Below are 16,811 nucleotides of genomic sequence, written 5' to 3' on the forward strand. Positions count from 1 at the left end.
CCCCACTAATCCGCCATGCCGCGCTGCATGGATTCGATCTGCCGGCCGAGCTCGGCCTGCGCCTTGACCAGTTTCGAGAGCTCGAGCTGTTTTTTGAATCCGACCCACCAGGCCGGCCGCGCCTCGCCCATGATCGCGTCGAGGATCTTGTCGCCGACGTCGGACTGCAGCAGCTTGGCTTGGAAGGCGCTGCCGAGATCCCGATCGCCGGCGAGGCAGCGCTCGCAATGACGGATCTCGGCGCCGGTTCGGATCGCGAGCTCGGCCGCGGTCTGATGCGGGAAAAGCCTGCGGAAAACCTGCATCGCCGGCGCGATCGTCCGGCCAGCTGGCCGGTTTGTCCCGGCCTGTTGGCCGGTCCGCTTTTTTGCGTTCCCGGCCGGAACTTGTGTAGCCTCTCGCCCCATGTTGCCCCTGCGCGAAAAACCGTTAGTGACGCTTGCGACGCGGCGCCGGCCGGATGCCCCAGAGCTCCGGCGGCGCCGTCAGGCCGCGCTCCGCGAGCTCGGCCCCGAAAATCAGAAATGTCGTGGAAGGCAGGCAGCCGCGGGCGATCGCGTTGGAAATCGCCGGCGGTTTGCAACCTGCGAGAGCAGCAGCCCTGAAGGTGCCGCCGACCGCGTCGACGACTTCCCTTGCACTGCTCAATTTTTTGAACCGCGAATCATTCATGCCGCCCGGAACGTACTTCACATATTGTGAAGATCCAAACGGTTCACATTCGGTAAATGGTAAATGTTGGCAGCATCAGCGACATTGCCGCTCGTTATGGCGGCCAAAGCAGCAGACCAAAATCCCGAGAACACCGAGGCAGTTGCGCATCGCCTCAAGCGGACGCGTGAAGCCATGAAGCTAAACCAGGCGGCTTGGTGCCGCCTGGTTGGGATCGATGGGCCGCAGTGGAATAACTATGAGGTCGGCGGGCGGCGCATCACGATCGACGCCGCCCTCAAGGTCTGCAAGGCGACCGGCGTCGGCCTCAATTGGATCTATCGCGGCATGGCAAACGACGTCCCGGTCAACCTGGCGACGGCGATCCAGGCGCTGGAGCGAGCCGCACGCAAGCGCTCATAGCCGCCGCGCGCAATGCCGCCGAGTGCCTGGCAATGGTCGGCACCACGATCGCCGCGACGGCATAGCAACCACCAAAGACGAGCTCGCGCGCTGTCGGAATAGATAGCTCGAGCGCCGGCGGCACGATCAGCAGATTATGCGCGACGCCGGCCAGGACGCCGACCAGGACGCCATAGCGCCGGCCGAACACCATCGAACAGCCGGCCGCCAGCGGCGCCATCAGTGGGATCTCAACCGCCTGGATACCCACCAGCGAAACGAGCGCCATAGCGACCGGCATCACCAGCAGGAACAGCGCCACGGTCCAGAACAGCGCCAGCCCGGCGCGGTATGGCGGATCCAGCGCCATGACCTGCCGCTCCCATAGCGGCCGAGGCCCCGGCGCCGTCATGTAACCCTCGAGCAGGACGGCGAGCTCGTCGACGACCTGCCGCGCATCCTCGGCAGAATCAGAAGGCAGCTGGATCGCGAGCTGCAAAGCAAGGTGACGGTTTGCCTCCGATGACCGCGGGCGGCTCGACATAAGTGTTTTCATTGTTGTTTTTCCACTGGCATTCACACGCCGTTAATGCTGGCGTTGCAAATATTCACGTTTTGTGATTATCCATGGCTCCCGGCATTCGAGCCGGGAACGCGAATGTTTCTAGTGGGACAATCAACCGGATGCCTACACCGCAAATTTACGGGTGTGGATTGAGTGACAAGGTCACAGCCGCCCCTATGCAACCAGAAGATTCAAGCGGCGCGGCTCCTCAACCTGTTGCAATTCCGCCCCGCGCACGCATCGCGCGAAACGGAGCCCCTTCCACGATTCATTACCGCGCCGGCATCGCCGTTGAGGCGGGCATGCGGCGCTTTCGGGAGCACTGGCAGACGCCAGACGGCATCGAGTATTTCGCATGACCCATCGCCCCGCGGCCCTCCTCCCCGGCGTTTATCCCCCGCGCCAGCCGGCCGCCATGGCCGCCGGCTATTGCGGCGAGATCTCGGTTGAGTCTTTCTTGCGTGAGGTGAAAGCGGGAACCTACCCGCAGCCCGCGATCAAGAGAGGACGGCGTCAGATATGGCTGACAGCGGAGCTGGACAGGGCAATGGCCCAAGCAGGCCAGCCTTGCGCAAACGAAACCGCGGCGGACGTCGCGGCGGATTTCTGACCGTGAGCCGCCCCCTGCCCCGTTTCGTGCTGACCAAGCAGGTCAAAGGCCGCACCCGCTACTACTGGACGCTGCCGACCCATTACCGCCGCCAGGGCTGCACCCTGCACGGGGAGCACGAGACGGCACTCGGCGACGATTACGAGGCTGCCTGCGGCAAGGACGGCGCCGGCGGCCGTGCGGCCGTCCTGAATGGCCTGTTCGACGACTGGGACCGGATACGGCTTGGCGAGCCGCCGAAGCCAAAGGTCGAGATCCGCGCCGGCACCGTCGACTGGCTGTTCAGGACCTACAAGACCTCGACCGACTGGAAGAACCGTGTCTCCAAGCGCACCGCGCCGGACTACGAGATCACGATGGATCTGCTCGCCGATCTCGTCGGCGCGTCCGGAATCCGGGTCGGCGACCGTATGGTCACGTCGATCACGCCGGTGGTCGCCGACAAGCTTTACGAGAAGATCCGCACCACGCCGGTGCGCAAGGGCAAGTCGGAGCGGCCGCGCTCGGCCGAGAAGGTCGTGGTCCTATGCCGGCACGCCTGGCGCGCCGTGCAGCGGTTGCATCCGGCGATGTTCATCGACGGCCCCGCATGGAATCCGTGGGACGGCGTCGCGATGGAGAAGCGGAAGCACGCCACCAAGCCGGCCGTGTCCCGAGAGGACGTCTACGCCTTCGCCTGGGGTGCCATAGGGCTCGGTCAGGTTCAGCCCGCCGCTGCAGCCGTGATCTGCTTCGAATGGCTGCAGCGGCCTGAGAACGTGCTGGCGGGCTATGTCACATGGACCGGGTACCGCGGGCAGTCACACCCCAACCAGATCCGGATCGAGCACCACAAGACCGGCGAGATGGTGTTGCACCCGCTCGAGGAGGCCGTTGAGGGCGAGCAGGTGCTGTTCTACGAAGAGGCCGAGCAGGTGCTGGCGAAGCTGCCGAAGCTCGCCACCGGCCTGATCATGAAGCCCGGCCGCACGCCGAAGCACGTTGCGACCACCTGGGACATCCATACCATGGCCCGCCACGTGCGCAAGCTGCGCGAGGCGCTCGGGCTGCCCGACACCTTCACGCTGGACGCCTGCCGGCACGGCGGCATGACCGAGCTCGAGGAAGCCGAGCTGACCGATGGCCAGGGCCGCGCGCTGTCAGGGCACAAGTCGAAGGCTTATGAGGGCTATGCGAAACGGACCGAGAAACGGGCCCTGGCGGCGACGCGGAAGCGCTATGCGCACCGGGCGTCAATGGACGCTGGGGCGGAGTCGACGCCGGCGATCGAGGCGCCGGCATCGCGCAAGCGGTCATGACCGAGGAACGCAACCTAGTTTTTATAGTTTTAATGCCGAGGAGATCAAAAATGTTATTTTTCATTGATTTAGCGTTCGCGCCTTTGCAATTCGTGGCGTCGGTTTGCGATGAACTGACGAGGCCAAACGTCACCCTTACTATCCGCACGGTCGTGCTCGGCCCCGCCCAGGTGATCCACATCACCCCGGAGCGCCGTGCGCGCCGGGAGCGCAAGATCCTTCGGCGTCTAGGAGGGTTAGTTAGATGATTTGCCGCCGAACGATGAGCGAATGCCAGACCGCCATCATGTGCGCCCCGTATGGCGGTTGCGCCGAGGAGAAGCCGATCTCTGACAATGTAGCACAAGTTCCACGCCGCGATCTGATCGCTGAAATGACTGGACCCACGCGGTTCGGAACATAGGTTCGTTTGGAGGGCCGGTTGATTCCCAACATGCATATTTGGCAGGGAATCGAACATCACGCGGCCATCCAAGCTGAACTCGATCTAATCTCGCTCCGGTCGTCGGTCGTACATAACCAATGGGACGTTCGCCTTTCCCGCGATGGCGGTCGGCGCAGGATGCGACCCGCTGAATTTCAAGCCGGTCGACTTTGCGAAAAAGGTAGTCGGCTTATAACCGTTCTTGAGCCGCGACCGTTCTTGAGTTCTGAAACTCGAAAATAATCCAGCAAGATCAATGAGGCAAAAACCGCCCGTTTTCAGAACTTGGCGTTGAAATTGCTTGCAAACCCATCTGCTTTGCAGACCGTTGCGTCACCACTCCGCCACGTGGCCCCACGCGGCGCTTCATATACGCCCTCTCTCAGATAGGCAACCAAGCTGGAAGCTAGCGCCGGCGCTTGCGGAAATCCCGTTTCTTCGGTTTGGGCGCCAATTCCGGCATTTCCGCCTGTACTTCGCGGAATTTTGCCAGCATCCGGTCGAAACTACCTGACAACGTTGCGGCAATATCCGGCCGCTTCTCCAGCCCCGCCAGCAGAAGCGCGGCCGCCTCGATGGTCGCAAGGCCGTCGCGCCGCGGTTCCTTGCGCAGCTGGCCGTAGCGCGAGGGCCGTTTCGGCCCGAGAATCACCCGCTGGCACTTCAGCATCCAGGCATTGCGCCACCACAGCGCCTTGGCCTGGCTCCAGGTGCCGTCAAGCAGCACGATGCCCTCGATGTCGGACAGGATGGCGCGCTGATGCGGCTCAAGCTCGCCCTTGCGGTTGATCGCGACGATCTCGGCATCGGTATCGAGATCCTCGACCTTGGCCGACCCGAGATACAACACGGCCCAGCGTGACGGATCGGCCACCGGCCGACCGAGCGCCTTTGACAGGCTCGGCCAGGACAGCCCGATCCGGACCACGGCGTTCTTGAAGTGTTGCGCCGTCAGCCGCGCGGTGCCGAGCGCCCTGTCCTGCTCCTGCGGATGCTGCAGGATCAGGAGCTGGGTGCGGCTTTCGATCGGGGTGACGCTGTCGCAGATGCAGAGCGGCAGCGGCTTGCCGCAATGCGGGCAATCCTCGATCTCGGCGGCAATCTCGGTCTTTGCTTCGGTTGGTTCGGACATCGCTTCGCTATACGCGCGCGGAGCCGTTCAATTCAACCTATTCCGCGGGCGCGTGCACGCCTGACGGCGCCGGGCGCCGGCGTAGGCGGTCGATCAGGAGATAGATCACCGGCGTGGTGTAGAGGGTCAGGATCTGCGATACGAACAGGCCGCCGATGATGGTGATGCCGAGCGGCCGGCGCAGCTCTGTGCCCGGGCCGGTCGCAATGACAAGCGGAATGCCGGCGAACAGCGCCGCCATCGTCGTCATCAGGATGGGACGGAACCGCGCCCGGCAGGCCTCGAAGATCGCATCCCGAGACGACAGGCCCTGATGCCGCTCGGCCTCGAGCGCGAAGTCGACCATCATGATGCCGTTCTTCTTGACGATGCCGATCAACAGGATGATGCCGACGAAGGCGATCACCGTCAGCGGCGTGTTGGTCACCTGCAGCGCCAGCAAGGCACCGAGGCCGGCCGACGGCAAGGTCGAGATGATCGTGATCGGATGGGCCAGGCTCTCATAGAGCACGCCGAGCACGATATACATCGCGACCAGCGCGCCCAGAATCAGCAGCGGCTGGCGCCCGCTGGTCTTGTTGAAGTCGCCGGCATTGCCGTCAAAGCTGCCGCGGATGCCTTCCGGCATGTGCAGCTCGTTGACCGCCTGCTGGATGTTGGTGGTCGCGACCTCCAGCGGCACGTCCGGCAGCAGGTTGAACGACACCGTGGTCGAGGGGAAGCCGCCGGAGTGAAACACCGCGAGTGCCGACAGCCCGCGCTGGTAGTGCACCAGCGCCGACAGCGGCACCTGAACGTCATTGGCGCCGGCGACATAGATGCGGTCGAGGTTCGACGGGTCGCTCTGGAATCTCGGATCGATCTCGAGCACCACCATGTACTGGTTGCGCTGGGTGTAGATGTACGAGATCTGCCGCTGCGAGAAGGCGTTGTTGAGCGCGTTGTCGATGTCCTGGACGCGGACGCCGAGGCTGGAAGCGGTCTTGCGGTCGATCACGAGGTTGAGCTGCAGGCCGCCGGGATCGCGGTCGGAGGAGACGTCGGTGATGCCCTCCACCGTCTCCATCCGCTTGGCGACGATCGGCGCCCATTTCTGCAACAGATCGAGATCCGTCGAGGCGAGCGTGTACTGGTAGTCGGAATCGCTCTGCCGGCCGCCGGTGCGGATATCCTGCGCGGCGAACATGAACAGGCGGATGCCCGGCACCATGAACAGATTGCGGCGCAGCCGGTCGATCACCTGCGTGGTCGAAAGCCCGCCGCGCTCCTCCGGTGGCTTCAGGCTGATGAACATGGTGCCGCGGTTGGAGGTGGCGCCGCCCGGCCCGCCGCCGGAGCCGACCGACGAACCGATGCCGGCGACCGCCGGATCGGCCATCACGATGTCGGCGAGCCGCTGTTGCAGCAAGAGCATTGCCTGAAACGAGATATCGGCTGAGGCCCGCGTCGAGCCGATGACAAAGCCGCTGTCGTCGGTCGGGAAATAGGCCTTCGGCGTCTTGACGTAGAGCACCACCGTCAGTGCCACGGTGGCGGTGAACACCACCATCGTCAGCCAGGGGTATCCGAGCACACTCCGCAGCGTCCGGGCATAGAACGCCACGACCCGGGACAGCGTGCCTTCGATGGCGCGGTCGTACCAGGTGGCGTGATCCGAGGTCGCCTCCTTGATGTAGTGCGCGCAGATCATCGGCGTGACCGTCAGCGACACCACGGTCGAGACCGCGATCGCAAACACCAGCGTCAGCGAGAATTCCCGCAGCAGCCGGCCGACGATCCCGTCCATGAAGATCAGCGGCGTGAAGGCCGCGACCAGCGACAGCGAGATCGACAGCACCGTGAAGCCGATCTGCTTGGCGCCCTCGACCGCGGCCGGATATGGCGCCATGCCCTGCTCGAGATTCCGATACATGTTCTCGATCATGACGATCGCGTCGTCGACCACGAAGCCGACCGAGATCGCGAGCGCCATCAGCGACAGATTGTCGATCGAGAAGCCGGCGAGCCACATCCCGGCGCAGGTGCCGGCCAGCGCCAGCGGTACCGAAACGCCGGCGGCGATCGTCGGCACCATCCGGCGTAAAAACACGAACACCACGACCATCACTAGCACGACGGTCGCCAGCAGCGTGAACTGCATGTCCTCGACGCTGGCGCGGATGGTTCCGGTGCGATCGACCAGGGTCGAGATCTCGACCCCGGCCGGGATCCACTGCTTCAGTTCCGGCAGCAGCTTGCGAACATTGTCGACGGTGTCGATGACGTTGGCGTCGCCCTGCTTGGTGATCTGGATCAGCACCGCGGGCTGCTTGTTGAACCAGGCGATCGAGCGCGAGTTGCGGACGGAGTCCTCGACCTCGGCGACATCAGAGAGGCGGACGAAATTGCCGTTCGAGCTCTTGATGACGATGTCGCGGAATTCGGCCGCGGTGCGCATCTGCTTGTTGATCGACAGCGTCTCGCTCAGCCGGTCGCCATTGAAGATGCCGACGGGACCGAGCGGATTGGCATTGATGATCGCAAGCCGGACGTCGTCGGTCGCGATCCCGGCATTGGCCAGCGACACCGGATTGAGCGCGATGCGCACCGCCGGCTGGTCGGCGCCGCTGACCGTCACCTCCCCGACCCCCGGCACCTGGGAAATGCGCTGCGCCAGCACGGTGTCGGCGACGTCGTACATCGCGCTGGTCGAGATCGTCTTCGAGGTCAGCGCCAGCACGAACACCGGCGCCGCGGCCGGATTGGCCTTGCGGAATTTCGGCAGCGACGGCAGGTCGCTCGGCAGATCGGCGAGCGAGGCGTTGATCGCGGCCTGCACGTCGCGCGCGGCGCGGTCGATATTGCGGCCGATCGAGAACTGCACCTGGATACTGGTCGTGCCGAGCGAGCTCGTCGAGGTGATCTGGTCGACCCCCGAAATGGTGCCGAGCTTGCGCTCCAGCGGCGCGGCGACGGTCGCGGCCATCACCGAGGGATCGGCGCCGGGCCGAGACGCCGACACCCGGATGGTCGGGAAGTCGACATTCGGAACCGACGACACCGGCAGGAACTGATAGGCGACGATCCCGACCAAAAACAGCCCGATCGCAAGCAGTGTGGTGCCCACCGGCCTGCGAATGAAGGGCTCCGAGATCGAGATCACTGCATGCCCTCGGTGGCGCCCGCGATCGGCGGGCCACTGGGACCTGCCTCCGGCACGGCGCGCTCGATCCGGCGATTGAGCCGGTCGAGCGCCAGATAGATCACCGGCGTGGTGTACAGCGTCAGCAGCTGGCTCAGCAGCAGGCCGCCGATGATCGAGATGCCGAGCGGAAAGCGCAGCTCGGCGCCGGTGCCGCTTTCGATCGCGAGCGGCAGCGCGCCGAACAGCGCCGCCAGCGTCGTCATCATGATCGGCCGGAACCGCAGCAGGCAGGCCTGCACGATCGCGTCATAGGACGACATGCCCTTGTGACGCTCGGCTTCGAGCGCGAAGTCGATCATCATGATCGCGTTCTTCTTGACGATGCCCATCAACAGGATGATGCCGATCAGGCCGATCACCGAGAGGTCCTGCCCGCACAGCATCAGGGCGAGGATGGCGCCGACGCCGGCCGAGGGCAGCGTCGACAGGATGGTGATCGGGTGGATGTAGCTTTCGTAGAGCACCCCGAGCACGATGTAGATCGTGATGATCGCGGCCAGGATCAGCCACGGCTGTCCGGCGAGCGAGCGGGCGAATTCGGCGGCGTCGCCGGAATAGATGCCGACGATGCTGCTTGGCATCCCGATCCTGCTCTCGATCGCCTTCACCGCCTCGACCGCGTCGCCGAGCGCCTCGCCGGGCGCCAGGTTGAAGCTGAGCGAGACCGACGGGAATTGCGCCTGGTGCGAGATCGCGAGCGGCGCCGTGGTCCTGATCAGGGTTGCCACCGCCGACAGCGGCACCTGCGCGCCGGCGGCGCCGGGCAGATAGAGCTTGTCGAGGATCGACGGGTCGCGCTGATACATCGGCAGCGCCTCGAGCACCACGCGGTACTGGTTGGCCTGGCCGTAGATCGTCGAAATCTGCCGCTGCGCGAAGGCGTCGTTCAGCGTGTCGGTGACGCCCTGCAGATTGACGCCGAGCTGGCCGGCGCGCTGGCGATTGACGTCGAGCGCCGCGCGCAAGCCGCCCTCCTGCGCCTCAGACGAGACGTCGCGGAAGATCGGGTCGCGCCGCATCTCGGCCACCAGTTTCTGCGCCCATTGCGAGACTTCGGCGGCATCGGTCGCAGTCAGCGTGTACTGGTATTGCGAGCGGCTCGATTGCGTCGAGATCTGCACGTCCTGCACCGGCTGGAAGTAGACTGTCATGCCGGGCACCGTCGCGACCCTCTGCTTGAGGCGCTCGATCACCTTGACGACGCCGTCGCGCCGCTCGTCGAGCGGCTTCAGCGTCATCACCAGCCGGCCGACATTGGTGGTCGGATTGACCGAGCCCGAGCCGATCACCGAGACCACGCCCACCACGTCCGGGTCGGCCTTGATGAGGTCGGAGACCGCGGTCTGCCGCCGCTGCATCTCGGCAAACGAGACGTCGGGGCCCGCCTCGGTCACCGCCGTGATCGAGGAAGTGTCCTGCAGCGGCAGGAAACCCTTCGGCGCCAGCACATACATGATCAGCGTCAGTGCGATCGTCGCGAAAGTCACCAAGAGCGTCGCGCGCTGGCGCTGCAGCACCCAGAGCAGCGTGCGACGGTAGAACTCCACCATCCGGTCGATGAAGCGGCTGACCGCGGCAAGTCCCGGAACCGCCATCTCCTCATGGATGTTCTTGAGCAGCCGCGAGCACATCATCGGCGTCAGCGTCAGCGAGACGATCGCCGAGGTCACCACCGCGATCGTCAAGGTCAGCGCGAATTCGCGGAACATGCGGCCGACCAGGCCGGACATGAACAGCAGCGGGATGAACACTGCGATCAGCGACACCGTCAGCGAGATCACGGTGAAGCCGATTTCGCTGGCGCCCCTCAGCGAGGCCTCCATCACGGTCTCGCCACCTTCCATGTGGCGGACGATGTTCTCGATCATCACGATGGCGTCGTCGACCACGAAGCCGGTTCCGATGGTCAGCGCCATCAGCGACAGATTGTCGAGGCTGAAGCCTGCGAAATACATGACGCCGAAGCTCGTGATCAGCGACAGCGGCAGCGCGACGCCGGCGATCAGGGTCGCGCGCAGCGACCGCAGGAACAACAGCACCACCAGCGTCACCAGCACGACGCTCAGGATCAGCGTGAATTGCACGTCGCGGACCGAGGCGCGGATCGTCACGGTGCGGTCGGAGACGATCGTCAGCTTGACGCCGGCCGGAACCGCCCGCTGCAGCCGCGGGATCTCGGCGCGGATCTGCTTGACGACGTCGATGACGTTAGCGCCCGGCTGGCGCTGGATGTCGATGATGACGGCCGGCGTGCCCTGGTACCAGCCGCCGGTGCGGTCGTTCTCAAGCCCGTCGACGATCTGGGCGACGTCGCCGATGGTGACCGGCGAGCCGTTGCGATAGGCGATGATGATCGGCCGGTAAGCATCGGCGGCCGCGATCTGGTCGTTGGCGGCGATGGTGTAGGATTGCTGGGCGCCGTCGAGCGATCCCTTCGGCCCCGACACGTTGGCGCCGGCGATCGCGTTGCGCAGATCCTCCATCGCGATGCCATAGGCCGCCAGCCGGGCCAGATCGGCCTGCACGCGCACCGCCGGCTTCAGGCCGCCGAGGATCGAGACCCGGCCGACGCCGGAAATCTGGCTGAGCCGCTGCCCCAGGATGGTATCGGCGAGATCGCTCATCGCCCGCAGCGAGGTCGTCTCCGAGGTCAGCGCCAGGGTCATGACCGGCGCATCCGCCGGGTTCACCTTGGCGTAAACAGGCGGATACGGCAGCGTCTTCGGCAGGATGCCGGCGGCGGCATTGATCGCGGCCTGCACATCCTGCGTGGCGCCGTCGATGTCGCGGTTGAGATCGAATTGCAGCGAGATCTGGCTGACGCCGAACGAGCTCGTCGAGTTCATCGACGACAGCGACGGAATCTGGCCGAGCTGCCGCTCCAGCGGTGCCGTGATCAGCGAGGCCACCACGTCGGGGCTCGCGCCGGGCAATTGCGTCGACACCTGCACGGTCGGGAAGTCGACCTGCGGCAGCGCGGAGACCGGCAGTGCCCAGTAGCCGAGCGCGCCGCCGATCATCAGGGCGATGCCGAGCAGCGAGGTGGCGATCGGCCGGCGGATGAACGGTTCGGAGACGCTCATGGCTGCGTACTCGCTGTATGATCGGACATTACGAAGTCAGGATGCCGGTCATGGCTGCGCCTTCGGTGCGCCGCCCGACTGTTCGCCCCCTGCCGCCGGCGCAGGCGCCGGTGCGGCCTGCCCCTTCTGATCGCCTTCACTATGCTCGTGCCGGCCGCGATGCTCGCCGTTCTTGCCCTGCCAGTCCCGCTTGCCGTCCTTGCCCTGGTCCTTGCCCGGAGCTTCGCCCTGCGCTCCGCCTCCCTGCGTGCCGCCTTGCGCTCCACCTTGGCCGCCGCGCTTGCCGTCGGGATTGCGGCTGCGCTTGCGCGGCGCGAGATCGGCGGCCGGCGGCCCGTCATCCTTGCCGACCACGACCTTCGCGCCGTCGGCAAGATTGGCAAACCCCGTCGTCACGACGCGGTCCGACGTGGTCAGGCCGCTCGCGATGACGGCTTCATGCTCGTTCTGCTGGGTGACCGTGACCGGCTTGGCGGTGACAATGTCGCCCTCGCCGATCACGTAACTGAACGTGCCGGCAGGACCGCGCTGCACCGCCGAGGTCGGCACCACGATGGCCTGCGGCAGCGTCTCGACCTTGAGACGCACATTGACGAACTGGCCGGGCCAGAGCTGGTAGCTGGCGTTCGGGAATTCGGCCTTCAGCTTCAGCGTGCCGGTGGTCGGATCGACCTGGTTGTCGATGCCGGTCAGCTTGCCGGTGTCGATCACGGTGACGCCGTCATTGCCGAACACGTCGACCGCAAGCTGGCCCTTCGCGGCGGCGGCGTTCACCCGCATGATCTGCTGCTGCGGCAGGCTGAACCACACCGCGATCGGCTGCAGCTGGGTCAGGATCACGAGCCCGATGGTGTCGGAGGCGTGGATGATGTTGCCCTGGTCGACCTGGCGCAGGCCGGCGCGGCCGGAGATCGGCGCAATGATCTTGGTGTAACTCAGCGTCGCCCCCGCATTGTCGATCGCGGCCTGGTCGGCCTTGATCAGCGCGTCCTGCTGCGCCACCAGCGCGCGCTGCGTGTCGGCCTGCTGCTTGGAGCCGGCATTGCTGGCGGCGAGCTGTTCATAGCGCGCGAGGTCGAGCTTCTGGTTGGCATGCAGGGCTACGTCCTGTGCCTTCTTGGCGACGGCCTGGTCGTATTGCGCCTGATAGATCGCGGGATCGATCTCGCCCAGCACGTCGTCCTTCTTGACGTCCTGGCCCTCGACGAAATTCACCTTGAGCAGCTTGCCGTCGACCTGCGAGCGCACCGTGACCGTGTTCAGCGCCTTCACCGAGCCGACGCCGTCGAGATAGACCGGCACGTCCTGCACATGCGGCGTCGCCGCAAGCACCGGCACCGGCAAATCGGGCCGCCCGTTGGCGCCCCGCCCGCCGCCACCGTTTTGCTTGGGCTGGAAGGCGAGCCAGCCGAGATAGCCGAGCCCGCCCAGGATCACGAGCGTGATGAGCAGCGACACCATGCGCCCGAGCACGCGCGAGATCAGGCTCCGCTTGCGCGGCGCCGTCCTTTTCTCGTCGTCCGTCGAGTCGGGCTTAAAGAGCATCGACCGGTCTTTCCATCTTCGGTTCCCAGCCGCCCCCCAATGCCTGGTACAGACTCACGATCGCCAATAGCCGGGCCAGCTGGGCCTGGGAATAAGCATCTTCCGCCTGAAACAGAGTCAGCTGCGTGTTTAGCACAGTTACGATGTCGGCAGTGCCGGCCTTGAGCTGCTGCTCGGCGAGGTCGAAGGCGCGCCGCGAAGACGACAGCACGTCGCGCTGCAGCTGCAACCGCCGCGTGGTCTCGCGTATGGCAACCAGCGCATTGTCGACGTCGGTGAACGACTGAACCACCGTCTTGCGATAGGTTTGCAGCAGTTCGTCCTGCTTGGCCTGGGTGTACTCGAAATTGCCGAGGATCCGGCCGCCATCGAAGATCGGCTGGGTCATGCCGCCGACCAGGTTGAAGAACGCCGCATGCGGTTGGAATAGCGAGACCAGCGCCTGGCTCTGATAGCCACCCTGCCCGGTCAGCTGGATGCTTGGAAAGAACTGCGCCCGCGCGCTGCCGACATTGGCGGTGGCGGATGCGAGTTGCGCCTCCTGCCTGCGGATGTCGGGACGCTGGGTCAGCAATTCCGACGGCAATCCCGGCGTGACGCGCGGAATCCCGACTGCGTTGAGCGAGCCGCCGATCACGCGCACGCTTTCCGGCGGCCGCGACACCAGCACCGCGAGCGCGTTGATGCTCTGGTCGAGCGTCTGCCGCAGTGGCGGCACCAGCGCGCGCTGGTTGGCGAGCACAGTTTCCTGCTGCGCGACGTCGAGGTCGGAACCGGTGCCGGCCTTGAAGCGCTCCTTGATCGCGTTGAGGATGCGCTCGGCGCTGGCGATGTTGCGCTGTGCCGTGCGCAGCCGGTCCTGGCTGGCGAGCACCGTGAAATAGGCGTTGGCGACGCTCGCCAGCGTGGTCAGCGCCACCACCTCGCGGTCGAACCGGTTGGCGACGGCGGTCTCCTCCGCCGCTTGCGCGGCGTCGCGGTTCTGGCCCCAGAAGTCGAGCTGGTAGCTGGCGCTCAGTGAGGCGCTGTAATTCACCACCTCGCGCCCGCCATTGGTGAGGCCACTGGCGCTGGAGCCGGAGGTGCGGGAGTAGGTTTCCGATCCGTTGAGATTGAGGGTCGGCAAAAGCGCCGCGCCGGCCTGCCGCGCCAGCGCGTCGGCCTGGCGGAATCGCGCGACTGCCGCGGCGATGTCGAGATTGACGGTCTGCGCCTCCTCCATCAGCTGTGTCAGCTCCTTGGAGCGGAAGCCGCGCCACCAGTCGAGCGTCGGCAGCGCGTCCCCCGGCCGGCCGAGGCGCGCGGCCTTGTAGCCCTGCGGGACGTCGAGCGCCGGATCGGGGATGTCCTGGGTCAGGATGCAGCCGGCCGAGCCCGCAACCAGGCCAAGCGCGAGGAGCGACCGGGTCGCGAGCCGTCGCGCGCGGACGGCGAGGCCAAACCGGCCTCCAGGCACCGTGACGGACATGGACTGGGTCACACCCGTTCTCCGCCGCAGCCAGCCTTCGCCCGCGGCGCACGAATGGCGCGTTCAGCGATGATCTGGGTGACGTTCACGGGTCATGCTTCCAATGGTACCTGACTGTCCCATCCTACCCTTGGGACGATGGGGCGCACAGCCCCGTCACGATCGCGCGACGTCGCATCGCAAGCGATTCGGGGCCACCCCGAATGCCGACTTTCCTCTATTTTTATGGCATTTCCGCACATTTCGGAGCCGTGCCGGAAGTCACGATTCTTACAAAGATTTCATGGGGATTTCTCAGCCCTGTTGCGCCGAATCCGCAAGGATGTGCCGGAGCAACGCCGATCTCGCAGTATCGCGCCCCGCGCCGTCGGGTTTTGATCGGGTCTGCCGTGCGCAACTGACGCAAAACCGCGGATCGCAGGACGATTCTGCTGGGCGTCCCGACCGCCGCAAAACGCCGTTCTCCCGATGCCCGTGATATCCGCGCCCGCGCGGCAAAGCGTTTTGGGCCCGCCATTTGCCGCAGTGCAAAAGCCCTTCCCTTTTTCGATCAGCACACTAGGTTCGCGGCAAGCAAGACACAGACCGGCAAAGAAATTCCCCGACATGGTATTCAACAAAGACGTCATCGAAGCGATCGGCAACACGCCGCTCATCAAGCTGAAGCGCGCATCCGAACTGACCGGCTGCACCATTCTGGGCAAGGCCGAGTTCATGAACCCCGGCCAGTCGGTGAAGGACCGCGCCGGCAAATGGATGATCCTGGAAGCCGAGAAGCGCGGCACGCTGAAACCGGGCGGCCTGGTGGTCGAGTCGACCGCGGGCAATACCGGCATCGGCCTTGCGGTCGTGGCGAGTGCGCGCGGCTATCGCACGCTGATCGTCATTCCGGAGACGCAGAGCCAGGAAAAGAAGGACATGCTGCGGCTGTGCGGCGCCGAGCTCGTCGAGGCGCCGGCGCTGCCGTTCTCCAACCCGAACAACTACCAGCATCTGGGCAGGCGTCTCGCCGAACAGCTTCGCAAGACCGAACCGAACGGCGTGCTGTTCGCCGACCAGTGGAACAACCTCGACAATCCCAAGGCGCATTACGACTCGACCGGACCGGAAATCTGGCAGCAGACCGACGGCAAGGTGGATGGCTTCGTCTGCTCGGTCGGCACCGGCGGCACGCTCGCCGGCATCAGCCGCTACCTGAAGGAAAAGAACCCGGCCATCGTCACCGCCTGTGCCGATCCGCACGGATTCGGGATGTACGAACTGTTCAAGAATGGACAGGTCAAATCGACGCCGGGCGACTCGATCACGGAAGGCATCGGGCTCGGACGCGTCACGCCTGTGGTCGAGGCGGCGAACGTCGACACCGCGTTCCTGATCTCCGACGAGGAAGCCGTGACCATCATCTACGAGTTGCTGGAGCACGAAGGCCTGTGCCTCGGCGGCTCGACCGGCATCAACATCGCCGGCGCGATCCAGCTCGCCAAGCAGCTCGGCCCCGGCAAGACCATCGTCACCATTCTCTGCGACTCCGGCAACCGCTATCAGTCCAAGCTGTTCAACCCGGCCTTCATGCGTTCGAAGAATCTGCCGGTCCCGGAATGGTTGGAAAAGCGCAGCAAGATCGAGCTGCCGCTGGTGTGAGGCGCGAATAGCGAATGGTGAGTGGCGAATACAGCGCTACTCGCAATTCGCGTTCTGCACGCGTTCACCGCAAAATCTGGCTCAAGAACAGCTTCGACCGCGCGTGCTGCGGGTTGGCGAAGAACTCCTGCGGCGTGTTCGACTCGATGATCTGGCCGGCGTCCATGAACACGACGCGGTTGGCCACCTCGCGGGCAAAGCCCATCTCGTGGGTCACGACCAGCATGGTCATGCCCTCCCTGGCGAGATCGACCATGGTGTCGAGCACCTCCTTGACCATCTCCGGGTCGAGCGCCGAGGTCGGCTCGTCGAACAGCATCACCTTCGGGTTCATGGTCAGCGCGCGGGCGATCGCGACGCGCTGCTGCTGACCGCCCGACATCTGGCCGGGAAACTTGTTGGCCTGATGCGGAATCTTGACGCGCTCGAGGAACTTCATCGCGGCCGCCTCGGCATCCTTCTTCGGGATGTTGCGCACCCAGATCGGCGCCAGCGTGCAATTGTCGAGCACGGTGAGATGCGGAAACAGGTTGAAGCTCTGGAACACCATGCCGACTTCGCGGCGGACCTCGTCGACGCGGCGCAGGTTCGGACCGAGCTCGATGCCGTCGACCACGATCTCGCCCTCCTGGAATTCCTCCAGCGCGTTGATGCAGCGGATCAGCGTCGACTTGCCCGAGCCGGACGGGCCGCAGATCACGATGCGCTCGCCCTTGCCGACCTCGAGGTTGATGTCGCGCAACACGTGGAAGTCGCCGTACCATTTGTTGAGCGCGGAAATATTGACGATCGGGGTTGTGGACATGGT

The 16,811-nt window shown here is 65.1% G+C and carries 13 protein-coding genes; 5 read left to right on the forward strand and 8 right to left on the reverse strand.

Going from position 1 to position 16,811, the window contains the following annotated elements; genetic code table 11:
* Positions 1-5: 5 nt before the first annotated feature.
* Positions 6-305, reverse strand: a complete 300-nt coding sequence (locus HAP48_RS39745; RefSeq protein ID WP_029083913.1) for a hypothetical protein — start codon at positions 303-305, stop codon at positions 6-8.
* A gap of 430 nt (positions 306-735) precedes the next feature.
* Here HAP48_RS39745 and HAP48_RS39750 point away from each other — a divergent pair, with 430 nt between their 5' ends.
* On the forward strand, positions 736-1,074 hold the full coding sequence (locus tag HAP48_RS39750; RefSeq protein ID WP_156928874.1) for a helix-turn-helix domain-containing protein: 339 nt from the start codon (positions 736-738) through the stop codon (positions 1,072-1,074).
* Here the strand turns inward: HAP48_RS39750 and HAP48_RS39755 are convergent.
* On the reverse strand, positions 1,019-1,609 hold the full coding sequence (locus HAP48_RS39755) for a DUF4118 domain-containing protein (protein WP_156928873.1): 591 nt from the start codon (positions 1,607-1,609) through the stop codon (positions 1,019-1,021). The genes HAP48_RS39750 and HAP48_RS39755 overlap by 56 nt on opposite strands.
* Before the next feature lie 364 nt (positions 1,610-1,973).
* Between HAP48_RS39755 and HAP48_RS39760 the strand changes: the two genes are divergently transcribed.
* The 3 genes from HAP48_RS39760 to HAP48_RS39770 are packed head-to-tail and all read left to right on the forward strand — an operon-like array spanning position 1,974 to position 3,774.
* Entirely contained in the window at positions 1,974-2,228 is a 255-nt protein-coding gene (locus tag HAP48_RS39760) for a hypothetical protein (RefSeq protein WP_051346635.1), read from the forward strand.
* Between the two features lie 2 nt (positions 2,229-2,230).
* Entirely contained in the window at positions 2,231-3,526 is a 1,296-nt protein-coding gene (locus HAP48_RS39765; RefSeq protein WP_156928872.1) for a hypothetical protein, read from the forward strand.
* A 50-nt stretch (positions 3,527-3,576) separates the two neighbouring features.
* The gene (locus HAP48_RS39770; RefSeq protein ID WP_156928871.1) at positions 3,577-3,774 is read left to right on the forward strand and encodes a hypothetical protein; all 198 of its coding nucleotides are present in this window, start codon (positions 3,577-3,579) and stop codon (positions 3,772-3,774) included.
* 582 nt (positions 3,775-4,356) lie between these two features.
* Here HAP48_RS39770 and HAP48_RS39775 read toward each other — a convergent pair.
* From HAP48_RS39775 to HAP48_RS39795, 5 genes are read right to left on the reverse strand one after another with little or no spacing between them, the layout of a single operon-like run.
* Entirely contained in the window at positions 4,357-5,082 is a 726-nt protein-coding gene (locus HAP48_RS39775) for a tRNA-uridine aminocarboxypropyltransferase (RefSeq protein WP_166205257.1), read from the reverse strand.
* 37 nt (positions 5,083-5,119) lie between these two features.
* On the reverse strand, positions 5,120-8,224 hold the full coding sequence (locus tag HAP48_RS39780) for an efflux RND transporter permease subunit (RefSeq protein WP_166205258.1): 3,105 nt from the start codon (positions 8,222-8,224) through the stop codon (positions 5,120-5,122).
* Complete coding sequence (locus tag HAP48_RS39785; RefSeq protein ID WP_166205259.1) at positions 8,221-11,349, reverse strand: efflux RND transporter permease subunit; 3,129 nt, start codon at positions 11,347-11,349, stop codon at positions 8,221-8,223. The genes HAP48_RS39780 and HAP48_RS39785 overlap by 4 nt, the downstream gene beginning before the upstream one ends.
* 48 nt (positions 11,350-11,397) lie before the next feature.
* Positions 11,398-12,894, reverse strand: a complete 1,497-nt coding sequence (locus HAP48_RS39790) for an efflux RND transporter periplasmic adaptor subunit (RefSeq protein WP_166205260.1) — start codon at positions 12,892-12,894, stop codon at positions 11,398-11,400.
* On the reverse strand, positions 12,884-14,362 hold the full coding sequence (locus tag HAP48_RS39795; RefSeq protein WP_156928878.1) for an efflux transporter outer membrane subunit: 1,479 nt from the start codon (positions 14,360-14,362) through the stop codon (positions 12,884-12,886). The genes HAP48_RS39790 and HAP48_RS39795 overlap by 11 nt, the downstream gene beginning before the upstream one ends.
* A gap of 606 nt (positions 14,363-14,968) precedes the next feature.
* Between HAP48_RS39795 and HAP48_RS39800 the strand changes: the two genes are divergently transcribed.
* Positions 14,969-16,003, forward strand: coding sequence for a cysteine synthase A (locus HAP48_RS39800; protein ID WP_166205261.1), 1,035 nt, complete (start codon positions 14,969-14,971; stop codon positions 16,001-16,003).
* A 64-nt stretch (positions 16,004-16,067) separates the two neighbouring features.
* Here HAP48_RS39800 and HAP48_RS39805 read toward each other — a convergent pair whose 3' ends face one another.
* Positions 16,068-16,808, reverse strand: coding sequence for an amino acid ABC transporter ATP-binding protein (locus HAP48_RS39805; RefSeq protein WP_166205262.1), 741 nt, complete (start codon positions 16,806-16,808; stop codon positions 16,068-16,070).
* Positions 16,809-16,811: the final 3 nt, after the last annotated feature.

Source organism: Bradyrhizobium septentrionale, from assembly GCF_011516645.4.
In the GTDB taxonomy this organism is placed as follows: domain Bacteria; phylum Pseudomonadota; class Alphaproteobacteria; order Rhizobiales; family Xanthobacteraceae; genus Bradyrhizobium; species Bradyrhizobium septentrionale.

What these genes read in the sequence shown, in the direction of transcription:
- HAP48_RS39745 (WP_029083913.1), bottom strand. Translation starts at nt 305, where the DNA reads ATGCAGGTTTTCCGCAGGCTTTTCCCGCATCAGACCGCGGCCGAGCTC.
- HAP48_RS39795 (WP_156928878.1), bottom strand. Translation starts at nt 14,362, where the DNA reads ATGTCCGTCACGGTGCCTGGAGGCCGGTTTGGCCTCGCCGTCCGCGCG.
- HAP48_RS39755 (WP_156928873.1), bottom strand. Translation starts at nt 1,609, where the DNA reads ATGAAAACACTTATGTCGAGCCGCCCGCGGTCATCGGAGGCAAACCGT.
- HAP48_RS39770 (WP_156928871.1), top strand. Translation starts at nt 3,577, where the DNA reads ATGTTATTTTTCATTGATTTAGCGTTCGCGCCTTTGCAATTCGTGGCG.
- HAP48_RS39800 (WP_166205261.1), top strand. Translation starts at nt 14,969, where the DNA reads ATGGTATTCAACAAAGACGTCATCGAAGCGATCGGCAACACGCCGCTC.
- HAP48_RS39785 (WP_166205259.1), bottom strand. Translation starts at nt 11,349, where the DNA reads ATGAGCGTCTCCGAACCGTTCATCCGCCGGCCGATCGCCACCTCGCTG.
- HAP48_RS39760 (WP_051346635.1), top strand. Translation starts at nt 1,974, where the DNA reads ATGACCCATCGCCCCGCGGCCCTCCTCCCCGGCGTTTATCCCCCGCGC.
- HAP48_RS39750 (WP_156928874.1), top strand. Translation starts at nt 736, where the DNA reads ATGTTGGCAGCATCAGCGACATTGCCGCTCGTTATGGCGGCCAAAGCA.
- HAP48_RS39775 (WP_166205257.1), bottom strand. Translation starts at nt 5,082, where the DNA reads ATGTCCGAACCAACCGAAGCAAAGACCGAGATTGCCGCCGAGATCGAG.
- HAP48_RS39805 (WP_166205262.1), bottom strand. Translation starts at nt 16,808, where the DNA reads ATGTCCACAACCCCGATCGTCAATATTTCCGCGCTCAACAAATGGTAC.
- HAP48_RS39790 (WP_166205260.1), bottom strand. Translation starts at nt 12,894, where the DNA reads ATGCTCTTTAAGCCCGACTCGACGGACGACGAGAAAAGGACGGCGCCG.